This window comes from Daeguia caeni, from assembly GCF_042653845.1.
Classification (GTDB): domain Bacteria; phylum Pseudomonadota; class Alphaproteobacteria; order Rhizobiales; family Rhizobiaceae; genus Brucella; species Brucella caeni.
In genome coordinates, this window is the sequence record NZ_JBHSEL010000031.1 from 70,362 (window position 1) to 84,187 (window position 13,826).

The following is a 13,826-nucleotide window of genomic DNA, read 5'->3' on the forward strand; positions in this document are numbered from 1 at the left end:
AGACGGCATGGGGGCAGTGATGCGTGAAGCGCCACGCCAGATCCCGCTCGATCTCGAACATCAGCCGGCTTACCGCCGCGACGATCTGATCGTCACGGAGGCCAATCGTGCGGCTGTTGATATTGTTGATCGCTGGCCGGACTGGCTTTCGCCGGTAACCGTCCTGTCCGGGCCGATTGGTGCCGGCAAGACGCATCTTGCCGAAATCTGGCGTGAGCGCACCGGCGCTTTGCGCGTGGATGCAGCCCATATTGATGAGGCTGCCGTGCTTGCCGCGGCGGAAGGCTCGATCCTGATCGAGGATATTGGTGATGCGCCGTTCAGTGAAACGGGGCTGTTTCATATCATCAATACGATCCGCCAGAGCCTTGCTGCGGGCAAGGCCAATTCGCTTCTCATGACATCGCGTCAGAGCCCGGCCAATTGGCCGGTCACGCTGCCTGATCTTGCTTCACGGCTGAAGGCGGCAACGGTCGTGGAGATCGAAGAGCCGGACGATCTGCTTCTGTTCGGGGTCATTCACAAGCTCTTTGCCGACCGGCAGGTGAGTGTCGAACCGCAGGTCGTTTCTTATATGATCGGCCGCATGGAACGCTCGCTATCAGCCGCAATCAGGCTGGTTGATCGTCTCGACCGCATGGCGCTTGAACAGAAGACCAGAATTTCACGTGCCTTGGCAGCGCAGGCACTGGCAGAAGAGGCACAAAACGCTCAGGACGGGCGCAAAGATTGAGGGCGCGATGAAAATTGCCGTAACCGGTTCAGGTGGGTTTATCGGCAAGGTGCTGGTCGGCCAATTGCAGGCCGCGGGCCATGAAGTTCTGAGCCTGTCACGTGGGGCACTGTCTGAGCCCGATTTTTCTGGTGTTGATGTCGTCATTCATTGTGCGGCACTTGCCCATCGCACCGGAGCCGGGCGGCCTGATGCGGCAACGTTCGATGCAGTCAACCATCGTCTGACGGTCAGGCTGGCCGAACAGGCAAGACAGGCAGGCGTCAGGCGTTTTGTCTTCGTTTCAACCATCCATACCATTGCCGGAAACAGACAGCCGCTGACGACTGGCATGCCGCTTGCGCCGCGTGACGATTATGGCCGGGCGAAAGCACAGGCAGAGGCTGCGCTGATCACAATGGAGGGCATTGAAGCCGTGATTGCCCGTCCGGTTCTGGTCTATGGCCCCGGTGCCAGGGCCAATCTGCATGCCCTCATGAAACTCTGCGACAGCAGGTTGCCATTGCCTTTTGGCTTGGCAAGCAACAAGCGCAGCCTTGTCTCGTTGGAAAATGTCGTGCGCGCGCTGGTCTTTCTGGCTGAAATGCCCGCCGAAAAACTGTCGGGCCGCATTTTCCATCTGGCCGAGCCCGAGACGCGCTCAACCAGAGAACTGGTGACAAAGGCACGTCAGGCGCTCGGCCGTCCGCTGAACCTGCTACCTGTTCCGCCATGCATAATGAAGCTGCTCCTGTCGGCTGTGGGAAAGTCCAACATGTATGAACAGCTTTTTGGTGATCTCATCGTGGATGGCACGACGATCGAACGGGCAGGCTTCCGTTATCGTCCGGGCGAAGGACAGCTTGCCGCCATGGCAATCACCGCACGCGACATCTGAAACGTGGCTTGTATCGCATTCAGTGGCCAATCGCTTTGGGCGGCAGTGGCCGGGTGCTCATGCGAGGCGTGCCCGTTTCCGTTTTCTTGCCGATTGCGCCTGTCATCAGAGAAGCGCTGTCCGGCTTGTTTTTGTCGCCGACCAGCAGATCTTCATGAACCCAGCCAATAAGGTTCGTTGTCGGCACAATGACACGATGCCAGCGTCCGGTCTTGCCGTAGGAGCGCATTTCACGTCCCTTTTCAATCACTGCAATGGCCGGGGCCTTTTCCCATGCCGTCTTGCGGATGATGAGTTTTTCTTTTGCAAAGACGACGGTTGGGGAATGGGCAGGGGAATTGACTCCACGCGGCGGCATTGCGCCTTGTGTACTGGAACGCGGGGCAGGATGCGCTGACATGCGTGTCTGGCTGCTGCCAGGCTTGACCTGCGGTTTTGCCGACTGGCTTAGCAGCTCGGCAATCGTTCGTGGTTCTGGTGATGAACCCACTGGGGCTGATGGGCGCGGAACGGGTGCCGCCACGACAGTTTGTGGCGCGACCTGCGGCTTTGGCTTGTTTTGACTTGCAGCGGCAGGCCCTGATGCGGGCCTTTTTTCAGTATTGGCGGGCGTGGTGATGCGTGCAAGTTGACGCTGGAACAGCGTGGCAAAGGCTTGCTGCGGGCTTTTATGATTGGCAGTCGACCAGATGCTGAAGGCACCGAAGCTGACTATAGCCGCGAGCACCAGAAGCGAGGCTTTTGAACCCCCGCTGCGCCTCCTTGCTGATGAGGAGCGGCGGCGAGTAGAGCGTTTATTGGCAGCCATCTGACCGTTTCCGTAACCGAATCATATGGAAGACGCTAGCAGCGTTTCCTTGGGATTTGGTTACCGTGCATCAGGCCTAGATTGAACGCATCAGGCCTCCATCCACGCGCAGATTCTGGGCGGTGATGTAGGCTGCGCCATCCGAGGCAAGGAACGATACGGTGGCGGCGATTTCCTCGCTTTTGCCATAACGCCCCAAAGGCACGCTTTTGCGCCTTTCTTCGGTTGCCGGCAGGCTGTCGATCCAGCCGGGCAGAATATTGTTCATGCGGATATTGTCGGGGGCATAGGTGTCGGCAAAGATCTTGGTGAAGCTGGCAAGCCCTGCCCGGAACACTGCTGATGTCGGAAACATGGCGCTTGGTTCAAAAGCCCAGGCTGTTGAAATATTGATGATGACGCCCGATTTCTGCTTCTGCATGGTTGGCACAACCAGTCGCGTTGCCCGCACGACATTCAGAAAATAGGTTTCCATGCCCTTGTGCCAGTCCTCATCCGTGATTTCGAGGATCGGCGCGCGCGGGCCGTGGCCGGCGCTGTTGACGAGAACATCAATGCGGCCCCATTTGTCCAGTGTCAAATCAACCAGCTTTTTCAGATCATCATTGGACTGGTTGGATCCCGTGATGCCAACGCCGCCCAGTTCCTTTGCCAAGGCCTCTCCCTTGCCGGACGAGGAAAGGATTGCAACGGCAAACCCATCCTGCGCCAGACGACGTGCGCTGGCAGCCCCCATGCCGCTGCCGCCTGCCGTGATGATGGCTACTTTCCGAGAAGACATCTCATTACCCCCTGGTTTGTCTATGTCGGAGCAAAATTAGCGGTTATGGATGAAAACCCAAGTCAAAAATCTTGATCGGGCGGAGCTGGAATTGTGTGCTGCGGTTCATGGGCCTGCATGTGACAGTCATTCTGACACCAGCCAGACCCAGCAAGGTGTGTTCAGGAGTGCTGCTTCCTGGGGGCAAATACCCTTTCAGGAATATCTTGGGATCGGGATGCTCTAGATGCGAGAACAAAATCCCCTCGTTTTGATCGCCGTCAAAATCGAGGGGCTTGCAATTGATCTGCGCACTGCAAGCGCACTTTACGAGAGGAATGTCTTGCTGTTGGACGTCTTATTGCTGGCTGGCGCTTTTGACGCTGCCATATGCATTGTCTTCATTCTTTTGCGCCTGCGAACGCTCTTTGGCTTCCATGGCAGCGCGCATGGCAGCCCATTCACGGGCATGACGGTGGTAAATTTCATCAGAAACGGTCTGGTTGGACATTCCATCCTCCTTCATCGTTCCGCTTCATAGCACAATATATGTTGAAGGCCTGCATCACAAAAGATAAGCCTTTGAAATCTAAATCGATTTATATGTTGATAAAAAATCCTGGCCAGCAGGATACTTAAAGTCCAGAACCGCAAACAGGGGCCATGCCCGTGCCGGGGTACAAGGTTTTTTCAATTTGTTGGGCTTGATATATTGCGACCGAACAGTTGAAATTACGCTATTGTCAAAGTGAGCGTAGCCTTCGTTTCACACAATACATGCAACGCATCAGGAGTGATTCCATGCAAAAGCTGTTTATGATGCTGGTGACGGCTTCAATGGTGTTGGGTACGAATGGCGCTTACGCCTGTGCTTTTGACAAGGACTGGAAACAGTGCATGGAACATTGCACGGAAGCAGGAGAGGTGCTCTACCCGTTCTGCGCCTTGGGACACACGGCGCCAAGGCTTGAAACATAAGATTTCCGTCTTGATCAATGGATTCGTAAACAAGGCAATGCCGTTGGCTTCTGCCAATGGCGTTTGCATACGCAGTTTTGGATCGTCAGAATAAGACGCATCCTGACGCGGGATAAAGCCCATCTGCTAAAATATTTTTGAATTTAAGTTCATAAAAACAAATATTTGTGTGCCAAGATTAATCGTTGTGGCTAAAAATCCGAATTAAATTCACAAGAAGCTTATAAAAAGTGGTTGTGGTTCTGGTGCCGGCTTGTTAGATGCCCCCGTTTATTAGGGGGTAGATATGTATAATCAGAGACCTGCAAAATTCTTGCAAATCATCAGCTTTGTCGTACTTGTCGGTTGGGTTGCAGCCATGCTTGTGGTTGCACGGCTGTTTTATATCAACAGACCGCTTGCCGCCTATCTGTTGCAGGAAAATGGCCCATTTGAAATCATTGGCTTTTTTTTCCTGTATGCTGGCCGGTTGTTTATTTCTGCGCACTGCCTTTTTGCAATGGGCTTCAAGCAGGCGCGAAGCGTTCTGGCTTGCCGCGCTTGCAGTTGGATTTCTGTTCCTGGGTATGGAAGAAATCAGTTGGGGGCAGTGGTTCATCGGTTGGGAAACGCCGGCAACATTTGAAGGCAATCTCCAGCATGAGACCAATTTGCATAATATGTCCTTCATTCATTTTTATGCGCATGAAATAGGTCTTGCGGTCTTTTCGATCTATTTCGTGATTATCCCTTTGATTTATCATGGGATTCCGATGACTTCGCCTCTGTTTGACAAAATTGGTCTTCCCATTGCCGATTTGTCGATTGCGGCTCTTTTTGCGACGGTCTTTATTTTGTTCATAAGGCCTTTCAGCCTGCTTTATGGGGCTTCTGCAGGAGGTGCCTTGAATTACGGCGAGATGCAGGAGTTTATCTATGAGTTTTGCGCCCTGCTTTTGGCCTATCAATGCTGGCGAAAAGCCAAGGCACATGGCGCGTATTCGGCCGCAAACTCATAAATGCTCTTCCCATTCGTCCAGGCTGTGATTCAAAGCCCCCCCCCCCAGCGATGGGGGGCGATGGCACGGCGACGGTACGAGTTGATAGATCACGAATGGTCGGTCGTCGGGCCATTGCTTCCGAACAAGCCTCGCGGTGTGCCCCGTGTCGATGACCGCCGGGTGTTGAATGGCATTCTCTGGCGCTTCCGGACAGGCCCGTCGTGGGCGGAAATCCCCGGGCACTACGGCCCGCCGACCACCTGCTACAACCGCTTTGTTCGTTGGCGCAAGGCAGGCGTCTGGGGCCGGCTCATGGAGGAAGCCTCCAAGGCCTATGATGGCGACATCATCATGATCGCCTCGACCTGTGTCCGTGTTCACCAGCATGGGGCCACGGGAAAAAGGGGCTCTCGTGATGCGGCATGGGACGCTCCCGTGGGGCCTCACCAGCAAGATCCACGCGCTCGTCGATGCGGAAGGTCATCCCGCGTCACCTGCGTCTGACTGCAGGCCAAGCCCACGACAGTGTCGAAGCCGAAGCCTTGCTTGGGACACATTGAGGACGCGCGACCCTGCTGGCCGACAAGGTCTATGGCAGCGATGTCATTCGGGCTTTGGCCGGGAAGAATAGACCTGGGCCAATATCCCGGCAAGCGCAAGGGCTTCTTTCCCTTTTCCGCCTGGGGTTATCGCCAGCGCAATCTGGTCGAACGTCTCTTCAGCAGGATCAAACGGTTCCCGGGATCACCACCCGATAGGGCAAAGATCCCAGGAACTTCCTCGTTGCCGTCAAACTGGTCAGACTGCGAATCTGGTGCCACGCGTAATGAGTCTGCGGCCTAACTATAATATCAACTGCTCGTTACTTGTTTGGGTTGAATTATTTTTCAAGCCTACGTCTTCACTTGCCACTTGCTCATTATGGGAGGCTTGTATTTTGGTTCTGTCCTTATGCAGCCCGTTTTTCCAGTAGAGACCAGGGTTAATGAATTGTTGCTTAAACGCCAAGGCCAGTTCCCGAATTGCAAATATCTTGTCGCTTTGAACCAACCCATTAGGAGGACCGGAAGGCGTATTATTGGCATCAACTATCCAAATATCACCATCGTTTTGATCTCTAAGAACATCCAATTCTCCATAATCCAGGCCGATATGACTGCAGAATTTTATAATATTTTCTATCTCTTCTTGTGATAAAACGTTTGATGGTAATGTTATTGTTGCGCTATCATTCGCGTTGGAAAATCGAATATTATCTCTTCTAACTTTAATATATACAAAAGGTATTACATTTCCTATGATTGGTACGCGTATGTCATATACTGATCTTTGCGATGACGATGTGTGAAAATTATTATTAATTAATCGTTGCACTACAAAATTTGAAAAATGTTCAGTGGTAATGTCTGACCCTTTGATGATACGCCCATCGTGAGTTGCGTTTTCATTAGATTTTACCAAGTAAAATTTTTCTGGCTCTATGTCATTCGGGCATAGACAAATTCCCCGTTTGAAAACCTTACGATGTGCTATATCAATACCGCTTTTAGAAATATCGTTGCAATTGACGTTTATAAATTTTTCTAGATTATTTGGCTTTTGCAGGTGTGGATGGCTGAACCATAAGTTACAAGTTTCTTGTCCAGAATCACCTTTTGAATACTTGTAACCGAAGATGTGCCACATTTTACCTAATACCGAGCCAACAAGTGGATCAGTTGCTAGATATGTGTTGCCATGTACGCCGATAATATGGTTTTGATCCTGAAACCATGGATCCATGTCGGCGCGGATAACATCTCTGAAATTAATTTCGTGTTCTCCATTTGGAAGTACTTTTCCAGAAGGGTCTGTTACTATTACACGATTGCTTCCAAAGTCTAAAAAACTGGAAATATCTAATTCAAATTCACCGCCATCGGTACAAAAACCACGTTTTTTCAGGTCATTACGCGGTATTATGGCGTGGATGCGTGCACAAACTTTACCATTAACTATGATTGTCACTTCGCATGTTTCGCCGGATCTGGCGCAGCACCAACCGCGTAATAGCGCCCCGCCGATTATTTCAACGTTGCCATGATATTTTTGTTGTTCAAGTTCCATAGCTCTCCTCAGTGGTGCGATCATGTCTGATTAAAGAATCTGTCAATCGTTTAGCATGCGGTACATTCCCAAAAAGGGTTTCAAGCCTCATGGCACGGGGATGCGGAAGGCTGTAGGATGTTGTAATGATGGCTCGTTTCAATCACCTTTGCCTCATTCGAAAAGGAACTGCTTATTGGCAAGTAGCAATAATTTGCATCTGCAAGAGAAGATCTGGTTTTTACAATAGGTGTGCGTGAGGCTGGCCACGCATAAATGGTTAATGGTAGTCCTGATAAGGGTATTAAAAAAGCGCCCGACTGCACAAACATATGGATTATGGTGGGGACTGCAAAAAATACAATTACAGTAATAAAGACCGAGGACAGAGATGCCTTGTCAAAAACTGGTGCCCCCAGAGAGACTCGAACTCCCGACCCCCTGATTACAAATCAGGTGCTATTCATTAATTTTATTGGGTAATTTTACAAACTAACCATATATCGACAATAAGAGATTCAATAGCTTACAGGGAGTTTGTAAACCGCTCAAGCTTTGAGATTGCCACCTCTGCAAGTTCAACTTTCCCACCCAAATAATGCGCATCAAGGATGCGCTCAACGTCTTTTAGTGCGTGACCTGTAATGGATGCGATTTGACTTGTGCTGCATCCAGCAAGGGCAAGCCGCGTGACCGCTGTGCCTCGCAAATCATGAAATGTGAGATCGTCAATGCCTGCTTTGACGCAGGCCTTACCCCATGACGTCTTGAAGCCATCCGTAGTCCACGGCTGGCAGCGAGAATTTACAAGAATGGTGCCAATTGACTTTCGCGGCGCACCGAGCAAGTCGCGTAGTGGCGCGCCAACGGGTATTAAAACTCTCGCCCCCGTCTTCCCTTGCTTGATGCGTAGCGTCTTCCCGTCATATGCTGGCCAAGTCACGCGAAGTAAGTCCCCCTGACGCTGCCCAGTCCAAAGAGCCATCATCAATGCAAGCTGTAGCTCGGGGGACGCCACACGTATAAATCTCTGAATGATGTCTGTCGTCCATATCTTATCTGCTCTTTGAGCGACGTATAGTCGGCCCCCACGCTCACACACGTTGACGGCCAGCAATCCACGATCCTTGCCAAATGACAATACACGGCTCAAAACAGACCACGCGTAATCCGCCGTTCTAGGGCGATCTGCCATGGTATCCCGCCATTCCTTGAATTTTCCTCTTGCGCGTGGTGTTTCGAGATATGAGAATGGCAGGTCTCCGAAGATGTCCTCTATCTCCGCCAGATAGCGCATATAATCCTTGCGCGTCTTTTCTGATTTCTTGGTAAAATCTGCGGACTTGGAATACTCCTTGATGATGTGCGAGAGCGTATGCTTTTTCCCGCCCGTAAGCGCTTTGACGGCGTCGCTATATGCAGCATGAAATTCCGGGTCAGATGGGGCAAGTATCTTGCCGTCTGCCCCTCGCAATAATGGTCCCCCGCGCCATGCGTAGTAGTAATAGCGCACGCTGCCATCAGCAAGCCGCTTTCGTACGCGGTGAACGCCTTTGAGCAAGACGCGCATCTATTGCCGCCTCCATTTCTGAAAAGTCTTGCGCATCATCATTTGCCTGTGTCTCCAGCCCCGATAATCGGTCAAGCCGGGCGTCAATGGCTCGCTTATCCCATCTATTTGTCCCCGGTATTGCTGACGGTAATACCCCACGTCTGACCCATTCTGAAAATCCGGACGTGGTCAGCCCGCAATACTGCGCGGCCTCTGATCGTGTGACTAATCGCTGTTTTAGCTCCATCTTATTCACCATCAATCGTCGGCTAAGCTTTATTCGTGAGTTCCTTACTCGCCATGACGGTCGCCTCCTGATTGGTGGGGGCGTTCCAAGCTTTGCCGTGGTCCAATTCCTCGCCGTTTTCAAAGCGATCCCATCGCTCTTGCCATGCGTCGGCATATGCAAGGAGAACGTGGGCGATGCTCCGTGCGTCGTCCGGGTGCATGTATATCCATTCGGAACTGCGCTTTTCGGGTGAACAGTCCCCCTCCCATATGGCAAGAAGGGCAGGCGGCCAGCCTTTGTCGCCGTAATCTTGGTCTAGTGTGAATGTCACCGACTGATTGTAGTGACCTGGCATAATGGCCTTGCTAAGATTGAAGAATGACGCGGTTTCAACATCGCTGAAAAATCGCTTAAGGGTATCAGTCATTCCATTGCCTCCTTGGGGCAGAACTACTCATTCCGCGCCTCCTGATTGGTGGGTGTCGTTCAGGAAATAGTCTGTGACGGTCAATCCTCCTTCGACGCGGTCAACCGTTTTCCCGAACAATGGTCCACGCGGGTCGTTGAGAAAGATCCATTGGCACTCATAAGGAAATCCGCTTACAATTTTCGGATGCACATTCAACTTCCCCACTGCGGCGTAAAATTCACCCTTGGAAACCTGTCTCATTTCGCTCCCTCCGGTTGTGTTTGGCCGCGAGCCGTCAAGTATTCCTTGACTACTGCAAGGGCGCGTTCAGCGTCACCGCGCCAGCCAGCTTTACGATCCTCAGAAAGCGCTTCCCAAGGTCCATCATCGTAGTGAGACCCCCAATCCCGGATAGCCGCAGCCATTCTGTCGATTAACTCTCCATTTTCTCCGGACAGATCATTTAGGAAGGCGGCAAGCTGCGCTTCTGGTGCGGCTGGCTCAACCTGTAAGCTTTCGTTACAGGTTGCGGCTTGCTCGGCGGCGAGTTCTTCCAGCTTGTCGGCGCGGACGGCGCGGTCGGCAAGGATGGCAGTGCGTGCATAGTCTTTCAATTCTTCCTCGTCGTAGCCGGGAATGTCGTACATCTTGCTCGCCTTCGGAAGCGGTGGCAGCTCGATATATTCGTCGCTCACTTCCCTTCCTCCTAGTCGCGCAGCAGGGCGCTCTGTGCCACGCCTCGTGCATAGTCAATACCAAATCCCCGGTCCTTCGCTGACTCGATCAGGCGCAACGCCTCCTTCAGCCGCGAATTCTCGGCAGCCAGTGCATCGCGCTCGGAGAATTGTGTAACAGTTTCAATCATTTAAACTCACCAATGACATGCCGCGCATTATCAGCACATGAATAGCTCACAGAAAAATCAGTCTCTGCAAGCACGCGCTCCACCTCTCCAATGATCTCGGTGGACATGCGGGCGGCTTCCACTTCGCGGCGTAATTGCTCGTGTATTTCGATATATCGACGCAGCTTTGACCGGCTGCGCCTGGTGTCTGCATGGATGCGTAGCGACTGCGTATTCATGCTGCATGCACCCAATGCTTTGGCTCGTCGATCCACTTGACGCCGTGCCTGTCACCGTACTCTTGAATGCATGTGATCAGATCAGCCATTTGAGCTTTTGTGAGCCGTGACGAATGGAAGCCAATAGGGAAAGGGCTAGCCCCGTCTAGGCCCATGCAAAATTGCACCTGATGGCCGAGATAGTGCATGAATGCGCACTTCCATGTCTCTGCCGTCCAATGCCTGCCTTCTGGCTTAGCGCGGGCGACATCAGACAGCATCGCCCACATTTTCGCATTCTGCTCAGTCGTGCGGCTTGCTTGCTTAATCGTCACCACAGCATCGACAGGGGCGCGATCAATGAGCGCTTTTGCGAATGCCCTCTGGCTGTCACCGCGTAAAATGACCGTCTGCGCCATGTCTCACCTCAAAACGGGATCTCATCATCCAGATCTCGCGAAAAGCCGGCAGAAAGCTCCGCGTAGCTATGACTAGGGCGTGTGGCCGGGGCGCTCGTCTCCGTGGTGCCGCCCTCGCTCTTGCTATCAAGCATCTGCAACTCGCCACGATATTTCTGCAGGACGATTTCGGTCGTGTAACGGTCATTGCCGTTCTGATCCTGCCATTTGCGGGTCTGCAATGCGCCTTCGATATAAACCTTGGCGCCCTTACGCAGATACTGGTCCGCAACCTTCGCCAGATTTTCATTGAAAATGACAACGCTGTGCCATTCGGTGCGCTCCCTGCGTTCGCCGGTCTGGCGATCACGCCAGCTTTCAGAGGTGGCAATGCGCAGATTGACGACCATATCGCCCGAATTCAAACGACGCACTTCCGGATCGGCTCCAAGGTGACCGATCAGAATGACTTTATTGATGCTCCCAGCCATTATGCGGCCTCCTGAATATCTGAGATGAATTTCTGCCGCAGCGCATCCACTGCTTCATCGACCTCTTGTAAGAAGGCGATGACTTCTGCTTCCAGCGCTGATATGGCTTTGTCATCCCGCTCCAAGCGCTTGATGAATAGCTGCATACCGTCTGGGAATCGTGGATCGTACGACACGAAATCGCACCACTCGCGCCCAGTGCATGCCATCTGCCACAGCATTTGCGGGACATAGCGCGATGGTATCTCGCCTGATTTGATAGTGTCGAGGTGAGTAGACGAGTGCGGGCATTTGATCTCGACCAGCCCAGTCTCGCCCACCAAGCCATCTGGTGATGCACCGCTATGCTCTATGGTCGGATGGTCGACAAAGCCCACTGTCGCCACCCTAGTATTGAGATCAAATTGGTATGCGGCGCGTGCGTCCGCCTCATGCTCAATGCCCCACTGCATTGCATTTGACGTATAGGTGTCCGCTACAGTCCCAGTCAGCCGCTCAAGCACTAGCTCTGTCAGGTAATTCTTTCTGGATGCGGCGTAGCCAGACTTTGTCCTGGCGACCACATCAGCGACACGCGATGCTGTTACCTTGCCTAATCGCGCGGCGTGCCATTCGGGCGTACCTTGGACGATATCAGCCATTGGTGCCTGCCTTCTTCCTATTGATATAATCCTGCAGCCGCTTTTTGGCCTGATCGAATAGATTTGCAGGCAGTGCCTGCACGGCCTCCACTTTGTAGTATTGGCACCAGATATCGATCTCAATCTGAGCCTGATTGATCAGGCGCATAAGCTCATCACGCTGCGCATCGGTGATAGGGCCAGCATCCGCCTGTGCCCCAGCCGCGGCACCATCATCATCATCTGTTACTGCAAGGCCAAAAGCTTGGATCAGCGAATAGCGCTGCAAATAAGTCAGTGTCGATCCAATAGCTTGAATTGCATTTTTGCTGCCGGAATTGTCGGCAGGGGCTTCGAGTGTATTTTCTTCATAATATCCATCTACATGAGAAATGATGCATGTCACATGAATGCGACCATCCTGCTGCTTGCTCTTGAATCGGTACGACAAGCCGTGTTTGGAGATGATCGGGTCGATTGTCCGCGCAATCGCGGCAAAGTCTGCGTATTTCGTGTTATGCCCTTTGCGATTTTTCACGATTGGCGTAATTTCTGCTTTGGCCGCAGATATAGCCACAGAAAAAGCACGCTTTGCTTGATCCGCCGCTAGCTCTTTGCTTAAAGCCAGCATTTCCTTGACAGCCCCAAGATCAGCACCTTGATGGATCAGCTCATACGCCATTTGCATAGGCGTGCTAGGCACAGCCTTGCGCTGATTGGGCTGGGTATGATCTTCGCTATATGCTTCCAGTGCTTGTGCGCCCATTTTTATCCCCCTTTATACCCCCGCAAAATATGCCGCCCACATGCAAAAAGTGGCAGTGAAAACGGAAACCGCGATCAAGCTAATGAAGTCGATGATGAGGTCACGCATCACGCGACCTCCCCGAGAGACATCATCTTTGCGGCTTCAAGCGCATCGTAGATGAGGTCATCGACATCATCGCGCTGATTGGCTCGGAGCCGTGCGCATTCGTATCTGCTAATATATCCATGATTGCCAAAAGAGCGCAGCATATCGATGGCGCCGATGACGGCTTCCATATTGGCCTCCAGCATCGCATCGAGGATGCGCTTGACGCTGAATGCGCTCTCGCCTTGGTCAATAAGGTCGTAGCAGGTCAGCGATGGGATATCATCGCGTATGCGCTGTAGCTGCGCGATCTGGCGATCGATAATCGCCTGCATTTCGGATTGTCCGCTCATGGTGAAGCTCCCAACTTGATTGTTGAGATGTATAATATACGCATACGTATAAAGGTCAACAGAAAAAATGCGTGAACGTATAAAAATAATTGCGTTGGCGTATACGGGCGCATAAGAGGCGGTGTCACCAGAAAGAAGGAGGGAAATCGCTCTCAAAGGTGTTGAAGCTAAGAAAGAGCGCGCAAATCTACCTAAGGCGATATGTGGGTCTGATGATCGCAAACTTCAGTTTGGCGATATAGAAATCCAATGTTACGTGCTGGAGGATGAGACACGAGTATTGAGCTTAAGATCGCTACAATCTGGTATAGGAATGTCAGAGGGGGGCGGTAAAGGAGGCGCGCGCAAAATACCTGCTCTAATGGCTAGATTAGCTAATAAAGGCATGGAAATCAATGGATTAGATGTGCGCGCAAATACTCCTATACGGTTCGTGACACCTTCCAATACCATTGCTGACGGCTATGATGCCAGGATGCTGCCGGATATTTGCGCGGTCCTAATCGACGCAGATCGCAAGAACATCTAGCGGCGGCAAAATGCCGTTTTAGCAGATGCAAATGAAAAACCCCGCCGGAGCGGGGTTGCCCTTGGTAGGGTCTTAGATGCCGATCCTTCCTTTCAGAATGGAGAGCGGC

At 52.2% G+C, this 13,826-nt stretch carries 20 protein-coding genes and 1 pseudogene; 6 read left to right on the top strand and 15 right to left on the bottom strand.

Annotation, left to right across the window (positions count from 1 at the left end; genetic code table 11):
- Window positions 1-7: 7 nt before the first annotated feature.
- The gene (gene hdaA, locus ACFO1V_RS02895; RefSeq protein ID WP_374832361.1) at window positions 8-733 is read left to right on the top strand and encodes a DnaA regulatory inactivator HdaA; all 726 of its coding nucleotides are present in this window, start codon (window positions 8-10) and stop codon (window positions 731-733) included.
- A gap of 7 nt (window positions 734-740) precedes the next feature.
- Window positions 741-1,610 (top strand): NAD-dependent epimerase/dehydratase family protein, encoded by an 870-nt coding sequence (locus ACFO1V_RS02900; RefSeq protein ID WP_374832363.1) that lies wholly within the window; start codon window positions 741-743, stop codon window positions 1,608-1,610.
- Between the two features lie 19 nt (window positions 1,611-1,629).
- Here the strand turns inward: ACFO1V_RS02900 and ACFO1V_RS02905 are convergent, their stop codons facing one another.
- The 3 genes from ACFO1V_RS02905 to ACFO1V_RS02915 all read right to left on the bottom strand — a co-directional run bounded on the left by ACFO1V_RS02905 (window position 1,630) and on the right by ACFO1V_RS02915 (window position 3,689).
- Window positions 1,630-2,418, bottom strand: coding sequence for a hypothetical protein (locus ACFO1V_RS02905; RefSeq protein WP_374832365.1), 789 nt, complete (start codon window positions 2,416-2,418; stop codon window positions 1,630-1,632).
- A gap of 76 nt (window positions 2,419-2,494) precedes the next feature.
- On the bottom strand, window positions 2,495-3,199 hold the full coding sequence (locus ACFO1V_RS02910; protein WP_374832367.1) for an SDR family oxidoreductase: 705 nt from the start codon (window positions 3,197-3,199) through the stop codon (window positions 2,495-2,497).
- A 337-nt stretch (window positions 3,200-3,536) separates the two neighbouring features.
- Window positions 3,537-3,689, bottom strand: coding sequence for a hypothetical protein (locus tag ACFO1V_RS02915; protein WP_374832369.1), 153 nt, complete (start codon window positions 3,687-3,689; stop codon window positions 3,537-3,539).
- A gap of 290 nt (window positions 3,690-3,979) precedes the next feature.
- Here ACFO1V_RS02915 and ACFO1V_RS02920 point away from each other — a divergent pair, with 290 nt between their 5' ends.
- From ACFO1V_RS02920 to ACFO1V_RS02930, 3 genes and pseudogenes are all read left to right on the top strand, one after another.
- Window positions 3,980-4,156 carry a hypothetical protein gene (locus ACFO1V_RS02920; RefSeq protein ID WP_374832371.1) on the top strand — a complete coding sequence of 59 codons (177 nt, stop codon included), beginning with the start codon at window positions 3,980-3,982 and terminating at the stop codon, window positions 4,154-4,156.
- Window positions 4,157-4,578: 422 nt separating this feature from the next.
- Window positions 4,579-5,154, top strand: coding sequence for a hypothetical protein (locus ACFO1V_RS02925; protein WP_380075052.1), 576 nt, complete (start codon window positions 4,579-4,581; stop codon window positions 5,152-5,154).
- 60 nt (window positions 5,155-5,214) lie between these two features.
- A pseudogene (locus ACFO1V_RS02930) lies at window positions 5,215-5,963 on the top strand (IS5 family transposase).
- Between the two features lie 16 nt (window positions 5,964-5,979).
- Here the strand turns inward: ACFO1V_RS02930 and ACFO1V_RS02935 are convergent.
- From ACFO1V_RS02935 to ACFO1V_RS02990, 12 genes are all read right to left on the bottom strand, one after another.
- A complete protein-coding gene (locus ACFO1V_RS02935; RefSeq protein WP_374833088.1) occupies window positions 5,980-7,242 on the bottom strand; it encodes a hypothetical protein in 1,263 nt (420 codons plus the stop codon).
- A gap of 505 nt (window positions 7,243-7,747) precedes the next feature.
- A complete protein-coding gene (locus tag ACFO1V_RS02940; protein WP_374833086.1) occupies window positions 7,748-8,791 on the bottom strand; it encodes a tyrosine-type recombinase/integrase in 1,044 nt (347 codons plus the stop codon).
- Between the two features lie 251 nt (window positions 8,792-9,042).
- On the bottom strand, window positions 9,043-9,429 hold the full coding sequence (locus ACFO1V_RS02945) for a hypothetical protein (RefSeq protein ID WP_374833084.1): 387 nt from the start codon (window positions 9,427-9,429) through the stop codon (window positions 9,043-9,045).
- 27 nt (window positions 9,430-9,456) lie between these two features.
- Window positions 9,457-9,672 (bottom strand): hypothetical protein, encoded by a 216-nt coding sequence (locus ACFO1V_RS02950; protein WP_374833082.1) that lies wholly within the window; start codon window positions 9,670-9,672, stop codon window positions 9,457-9,459.
- On the bottom strand, window positions 9,669-10,106 hold the full coding sequence (locus ACFO1V_RS02955; protein WP_374833080.1) for a hypothetical protein: 438 nt from the start codon (window positions 10,104-10,106) through the stop codon (window positions 9,669-9,671). Before ACFO1V_RS02955 ends, ACFO1V_RS02950 begins: the two co-directional genes overlap by 4 nt.
- Window positions 10,107-10,117: 11 nt before the next feature.
- Window positions 10,118-10,276: a hypothetical protein gene (locus tag ACFO1V_RS02960; RefSeq protein WP_374833078.1), complete on the bottom strand. Its 159-nt coding sequence runs from the start codon at window positions 10,274-10,276 to the stop codon at window positions 10,118-10,120.
- Window positions 10,273-10,494 carry a hypothetical protein gene (locus tag ACFO1V_RS02965; RefSeq protein WP_374833076.1) on the bottom strand — a complete coding sequence of 74 codons (222 nt, stop codon included), beginning with the start codon at window positions 10,492-10,494 and terminating at the stop codon, window positions 10,273-10,275. Before ACFO1V_RS02965 ends, ACFO1V_RS02960 begins: the two co-directional genes overlap by 4 nt.
- Window positions 10,491-10,892 (bottom strand): recombination protein NinB, encoded by a 402-nt coding sequence (locus ACFO1V_RS02970; RefSeq protein ID WP_374833074.1) that lies wholly within the window; start codon window positions 10,890-10,892, stop codon window positions 10,491-10,493. Before ACFO1V_RS02970 ends, ACFO1V_RS02965 begins: the two co-directional genes overlap by 4 nt.
- Before the next feature lie 8 nt (window positions 10,893-10,900).
- Window positions 10,901-11,362, bottom strand: coding sequence for a single-stranded DNA-binding protein (gene ssb, locus ACFO1V_RS02975; RefSeq protein WP_374833072.1), 462 nt, complete (start codon window positions 11,360-11,362; stop codon window positions 10,901-10,903).
- Window positions 11,362-12,003: a lambda exonuclease family protein gene (locus tag ACFO1V_RS02980; protein WP_374833070.1), complete on the bottom strand. Its 642-nt coding sequence runs from the start codon at window positions 12,001-12,003 to the stop codon at window positions 11,362-11,364. Before ACFO1V_RS02980 ends, ssb begins: the two co-directional genes overlap by 1 nt.
- Entirely contained in the window at window positions 11,996-12,748 is a 753-nt protein-coding gene (locus ACFO1V_RS02985) for an ERF family protein (RefSeq protein WP_374833068.1), read from the bottom strand. Before ACFO1V_RS02985 ends, ACFO1V_RS02980 begins: the two co-directional genes overlap by 8 nt.
- A gap of 107 nt (window positions 12,749-12,855) precedes the next feature.
- A complete protein-coding gene (locus ACFO1V_RS02990; protein ID WP_374833066.1) occupies window positions 12,856-13,188 on the bottom strand; it encodes a hypothetical protein in 333 nt (110 codons plus the stop codon).
- A 121-nt stretch (window positions 13,189-13,309) separates the two neighbouring features.
- On the opposite strand from ACFO1V_RS02990, the gene ACFO1V_RS02995 reads away from it, so the two are divergent.
- Window positions 13,310-13,717, top strand: coding sequence for a hypothetical protein (locus ACFO1V_RS02995; RefSeq protein ID WP_374833064.1), 408 nt, complete (start codon window positions 13,310-13,312; stop codon window positions 13,715-13,717).
- Window positions 13,718-13,826 lie beyond the last annotated feature (109 nt).

What these genes read in the sequence shown, in the direction of transcription:
- ACFO1V_RS02915 (WP_374832369.1), bottom strand. Translation starts at nt 3,689, where the DNA reads ATGTCCAACCAGACCGTTTCTGATGAAATTTACCACCGTCATGCCCGT.
- ACFO1V_RS02935 (WP_374833088.1), bottom strand. Translation starts at nt 7,242, where the DNA reads ATGGAACTTGAACAACAAAAATATCATGGCAACGTTGAAATAATCGGC.
- ACFO1V_RS02910 (WP_374832367.1), bottom strand. Translation starts at nt 3,199, where the DNA reads ATGTCTTCTCGGAAAGTAGCCATCATCACGGCAGGCGGCAGCGGCATG.
- hdaA (WP_374832361.1), top strand. Translation starts at nt 8, where the DNA reads ATGGGGGCAGTGATGCGTGAAGCGCCACGCCAGATCCCGCTCGATCTC.
- ACFO1V_RS02960 (WP_374833078.1), bottom strand. Translation starts at nt 10,276, where the DNA reads ATGATTGAAACTGTTACACAATTCTCCGAGCGCGATGCACTGGCTGCC.
- ACFO1V_RS02905 (WP_374832365.1), bottom strand. Translation starts at nt 2,418, where the DNA reads ATGGCTGCCAATAAACGCTCTACTCGCCGCCGCTCCTCATCAGCAAGG.
- ACFO1V_RS02920 (WP_374832371.1), top strand. Translation starts at nt 3,980, where the DNA reads ATGCAAAAGCTGTTTATGATGCTGGTGACGGCTTCAATGGTGTTGGGT.
- ACFO1V_RS02965 (WP_374833076.1), bottom strand. Translation starts at nt 10,494, where the DNA reads ATGAATACGCAGTCGCTACGCATCCATGCAGACACCAGGCGCAGCCGG.
- ACFO1V_RS02970 (WP_374833074.1), bottom strand. Translation starts at nt 10,892, where the DNA reads ATGGCGCAGACGGTCATTTTACGCGGTGACAGCCAGAGGGCATTCGCA.
- ACFO1V_RS02985 (WP_374833068.1), bottom strand. Translation starts at nt 12,748, where the DNA reads ATGGGCGCACAAGCACTGGAAGCATATAGCGAAGATCATACCCAGCCC.
- ACFO1V_RS02990 (WP_374833066.1), bottom strand. Translation starts at nt 13,188, where the DNA reads ATGAGCGGACAATCCGAAATGCAGGCGATTATCGATCGCCAGATCGCG.
- ACFO1V_RS02940 (WP_374833086.1), bottom strand. Translation starts at nt 8,791, where the DNA reads ATGCGCGTCTTGCTCAAAGGCGTTCACCGCGTACGAAAGCGGCTTGCT.
- ssb (WP_374833072.1), bottom strand. Translation starts at nt 11,362, where the DNA reads ATGGCTGGGAGCATCAATAAAGTCATTCTGATCGGTCACCTTGGAGCC.
- ACFO1V_RS02945 (WP_374833084.1), bottom strand. Translation starts at nt 9,429, where the DNA reads ATGACTGATACCCTTAAGCGATTTTTCAGCGATGTTGAAACCGCGTCA.
- ACFO1V_RS02980 (WP_374833070.1), bottom strand. Translation starts at nt 12,003, where the DNA reads ATGGCTGATATCGTCCAAGGTACGCCCGAATGGCACGCCGCGCGATTA.
- ACFO1V_RS02950 (WP_374833082.1), bottom strand. Translation starts at nt 9,672, where the DNA reads ATGAGACAGGTTTCCAAGGGTGAATTTTACGCCGCAGTGGGGAAGTTG.
- ACFO1V_RS02900 (WP_374832363.1), top strand. Translation starts at nt 741, where the DNA reads ATGAAAATTGCCGTAACCGGTTCAGGTGGGTTTATCGGCAAGGTGCTG.
- ACFO1V_RS02925 (WP_380075052.1), top strand. Translation starts at nt 4,579, where the DNA reads ATGGCCCATTTGAAATCATTGGCTTTTTTTTCCTGTATGCTGGCCGGT.